Source organism: Streptomyces sp., assembly GCF_036566765.1.
Classification (GTDB): Bacteria; Actinomycetota; Actinomycetes; order Streptomycetales; family Streptomycetaceae; genus Streptomyces.
Genome location: NZ_DATCVQ010000552.1, coordinates 1 through 3,460 on the forward strand (window position 1 = coordinate 1; position 3,460 = coordinate 3,460).

Here is a 3,460-nt window from a genome sequence, read left to right on the forward strand (position 1 = left end):
CGGTGCGCACACAGCGCTGATGGGCTCCTTCAATCTGCTCCGCTTCGACGACGACCCGGATCTCGTGTACACCGAGGACTTCGTACAGGGGCACATGACCGCCAATCCGGCTGTCTTCAGGGAGGGTTCACTCCGTTACGATCATCTGCGGGCTGCTGCCCTTTCCGTAGAGGACTCGGCGGCGCTGATTGCCCGGGCGAGGGAGGAACGCTATGGGGACCAACCAGAACCTGATGGGCGCACGCTGGCGTAAGTCGTCCTTCAGCGGCGACACCGGCGGCGACTGCGTCGAGTGCGCCCCCCTCGGCTCCGCCGCTTGGCGCAAGTCCACCTACAGCGGTTCCGACGGCGGCGAATGCATCGAGGTCGCCGACCTCGTCCCCCACATCGCCGTACGCGACTCCAAGAACCCCGCCGGCCCCGTCCTCACCCTCGCCCCCACCGCGTTCTCCGTATTCGTGGAGGCTGCCGCGCACGGCCGTATCGGCGCATGAGCGGCGGGGACTGGTACGTCCTGGTTGAGACTGGGACGGGGGCCGATGGTCGTCAGGAGCTGCGGCGGGCGATTCACGTCGAGGGTGGCCGCGAGCAGGCCGTCGCCCGCGCCGCCGAGCTGGCGCGGACTTGCGCCGCGAACGGCGAGGACGGGCCCTCGTCCGCCGGGCGGCGGGTCTTCCGGATCTCAGAGACGAGCTGGCTCGTGGAGCAACTGAGGTCCTACTGGGACGGCGGCGCGGCGCACATCTACGCGACCCCGCTCCGGATCTCCGTCGGCGAACTGGAGTACGCGAAGGAGGTCGTCCCCGCCGAACCGCCCCCCAAGGGCGTGCTGCGCCGCGCGCTCGGGCGGGACTAGGCCGCCCGGCCTGACCTGTATGGCGCACCGAGGACTTCCGCCCGGGTGATCCCGGTGGCGTGACTCCCGCGATCCCTGGTGTCTGGATCCATGGAGTGGAAGTACAAACGCCTCGCGACGCCCAGGGCCGCCGGGGTGGCCGGGGTGGTGTTCGCGATCCTGACGGCCACCGCGATCGTTCTGATGCGCATCGCTCTGCCGGGCGGCGCCGACGGGGACGGCGTGACCGTCGACGCCGGAGAGCGGGGTGCCGTGCGGACGGCGCTGGAGCTGGTCCCGTTCGCCGGGATCGCGTTCCTGTGGTTCATGGGGGCCCTGCGCGAGCAGGCGGGCGAGCGCGAGGACAAGTTCCTCTCCACCGTGCTCCTGGGCAGCGGCCTGATCTTCGTCGCCACCCTGTTCGGCGCTGCCGCGGCGGCCTGGACCGTTCTCGACGAGGGCGGGCAGGGCTCGTCCTTCGGCCGCGACGTCGCCTATGCCCTGCTGACCACGTACGCCATGCGGATGGCCGCGGTGTTCATCATCACGACCTCGACCATCGGCCGCCGGCTCGGCGCGCTCCCACGTCCGCTCGTCGTCCTCGGCTATCTGGCGGGCCTGACGTTGCTCGTGGTGGGAGCGGACGTGCCCTGGGCCGAGCTGGTCTTTCCGGCCTGGGTGCTGCTCCTGGGCCTGAACATCCTGTGGGGCCGGCGTCCTGCCGCGCCAGGGTCCACCGCCTCGACCTGACCGGCCGCATCGCTCACTCGAACGGTCCGCTCCCCGTCGCCGCGGCCGGCCCGGCCGTCGAGAGTGTGTGCGGGGGACTCGACCGGGCCGTTGGAGAGGACCGTTCCCGTGGTCAGGATTGCCGTCGATCTGAACCGCTGTCAGGGGTATGCGCAGTGCGCGTTCCTCGCTCCCGAGATCTTCACGATGCACGGCGACGAGGCGCTGCTGTACGACCCGGAGGCCGACGAGGCGCAGCGCGCGAAGCTGGCCCAGGCGGCCGCGGCCTGCCCCGTCCAGGCCATCCTCGTCGACGCAGTCGACGCTTCGGCCGAGGCGGTGTCCGGTGCACGGTGACGGAGCCTTGGAGCAGCTCAAGCGCGAGGGCCGCATCGTGATCGTCGGCGCCTCGCTGGCCGGCCTGCGGGCTGCGGAGACCCTGCGGGCCAAGGGCTTCGAGGGGTCGCTGACCATGATCGGCGACGAGCCCTGCGAGCCGTACGACCGCCCCCCGCTGTCCAAGCAGGTGCTGCTGGGCGGGGCGCGCGCCGACCGCACCGCACTGCCGAGGCTCCGGGCCGTCGACGCGACCTGGCGGCTCGGGGTTCCCGCCACCGGCCTGGACATGGCCGCCCGGCGGGTGCGGCTGGCCGACGGCGACGAGGTGCCGTACGACCGGCTGCTGATCGCTACTGGGGTCCGGGCACGCCCGTGGCCGCGCGAGGAGGAGGCGGAACTCGACGGCGTCTTCGTCCTGCGGACCCGTGAGCACGGCGCCGCGCTCGCCCGGCGGCTGGCCGACGGACCCAAACGCGTCCTCGTCATCGGGGGCGGGTTCGCCGGCTCGGAGGTCGCCTCCGCCTGCCGCGAGCGCGGCCTCGCCGTCACCGTCGCCGAACGCGGCGCGTCTCCCCTGGTCGGCGCACTCGGCGGAGTGATCGGCGCGGTGTCCGCCGGTCTTCATCACGAGCACGGCGTGGACCTGCGGTGCGGGATCATGGTGACCGCTCTGGAGGGCGACGCCTCGGGACGGGTGCGCGCCGCCCATCTGTCCGACGGCTCCACCCTGGAGACCGACGTGGTCGTCGTCTCGCTCGGCGCCCTCCGCAACACCGAATGGCTCGCCGGCTCCGGACTCGGGGCCGGCCCCCGCGGCATCGCCTGTGATGCCGGCTGTCGCGCCTTCGACATCCGCGGCATCGTCACCGACGACATCTACGCGGCGGGCGACGTCGCCCGCTGCCCGCACCCCCTGTTCGGCTACCAGTTCCTGTCTCTGGAGCACTGGGGCAACGCTGTCGCCCAGGCGGGGATCGCGGCGCACAACATGCTCAGCGAGAGCATCGATCGCCTGCCGCACATGGAGGTGCCAGCCTTCTGGTCCTCCCAGTTCGGCGTCAATATCAAGTCGGTCGGAGTGCCGTCCATGGGGACGGAGATCCTCATCGCGCAGGGCTCACTGGAGAGCCGTCGCTTCGTCGGCGTCTACGGGTATCAAGGGCGCGTCATCGGTGCCGTCGCCTTCGACCACGGCCGGTGGCTGCCGTTCTACAAGGAGCTGATCGAGACCACCGCGCCGTTCCCGCCGCCGTTCCCCACGGTCGACCGGCGCGCGGACGGCCAGCGGCCGGTCGACGCGGACTTCCCCGACCCGTCGGTCCCCACCCACGGCCCCACTGTGACCCTCAGCGGATACTCGCCGGCCGACCGCCGGATGACGTTCACCCCCGCGCACTGACCCGCACGCACGGCCACGAGGACTCGCCATGACGCAATCCTTGCTGCACCAGATCCTGGACTACGCCAACCGCGCCAACCCGTACCCGCTCTACGAAGAGCTGCGGAAGAGGCCGGTGCACCACGACGACGGCGGGCCGTACGTCGTCAGCACCTACT

General features: G+C 71.6%; 6 protein-coding genes and 1 pseudogene. All 7 read left to right on the forward strand.

The genetic code is table 11. The annotated features are described in order from the left end of the window. On the forward strand, positions 1 to 253 hold a 253-nt coding region (locus tag VIU94_RS31865), incomplete at its 5' end, for a Scr1 family TA system antitoxin-like transcriptional regulator (RefSeq protein WP_331916737.1). Then, complete coding sequence (locus tag VIU94_RS31870; RefSeq protein ID WP_331916739.1) at positions 213 to 494, forward strand: DUF397 domain-containing protein; 282 nt, start codon at positions 213 to 215, stop codon at positions 492 to 494. The genes VIU94_RS31865 and VIU94_RS31870, both read left to right, overlap by 41 nt. Then, the gene (locus VIU94_RS31875; RefSeq protein WP_331916741.1) at positions 491 to 856 is read left to right on the forward strand and encodes a hypothetical protein; all 366 of its coding nucleotides are present in this window, start codon (positions 491 to 493) and stop codon (positions 854 to 856) included. Before VIU94_RS31870 ends, VIU94_RS31875 begins: the two co-directional genes overlap by 4 nt. Positions 857 to 946: 90 nt before the next feature. Continuing rightward, a complete protein-coding gene (locus tag VIU94_RS31880) occupies positions 947 to 1,585 on the forward strand; it encodes a hypothetical protein (protein ID WP_331916743.1) in 639 nt (212 codons plus the stop codon). A gap of 108 nt (positions 1,586 to 1,693) precedes the next feature. Continuing rightward, positions 1,694 to 1,921: a ferredoxin gene (locus VIU94_RS31885; protein WP_331916745.1), complete on the forward strand. Its 228-nt coding sequence runs from the start codon at positions 1,694 to 1,696 to the stop codon at positions 1,919 to 1,921. Further along, positions 1,911 to 3,302, forward strand: a complete 1,392-nt coding sequence (locus VIU94_RS31890; RefSeq protein ID WP_331916747.1) for an NAD(P)/FAD-dependent oxidoreductase — start codon at positions 1,911 to 1,913, stop codon at positions 3,300 to 3,302. The genes VIU94_RS31885 and VIU94_RS31890 overlap by 11 nt, the downstream gene beginning before the upstream one ends. Positions 3,303 to 3,330: 28 nt before the next feature. Further along, a pseudogene (locus VIU94_RS31895) lies at positions 3,331 to 3,460 on the forward strand (cytochrome P450); the annotation flags it as partial.

Coding starts and splice junctions, on each gene's coding strand:
- VIU94_RS31870 (WP_331916739.1), top strand. CDS start 213: ATGGGGACCAACCAGAACCTGATGGGCGCACGCTGGCGTAAGTCGTCC.
- VIU94_RS31875 (WP_331916741.1), top strand. CDS start 491: ATGAGCGGCGGGGACTGGTACGTCCTGGTTGAGACTGGGACGGGGGCC.
- VIU94_RS31880 (WP_331916743.1), top strand. CDS start 947: ATGGAGTGGAAGTACAAACGCCTCGCGACGCCCAGGGCCGCCGGGGTG.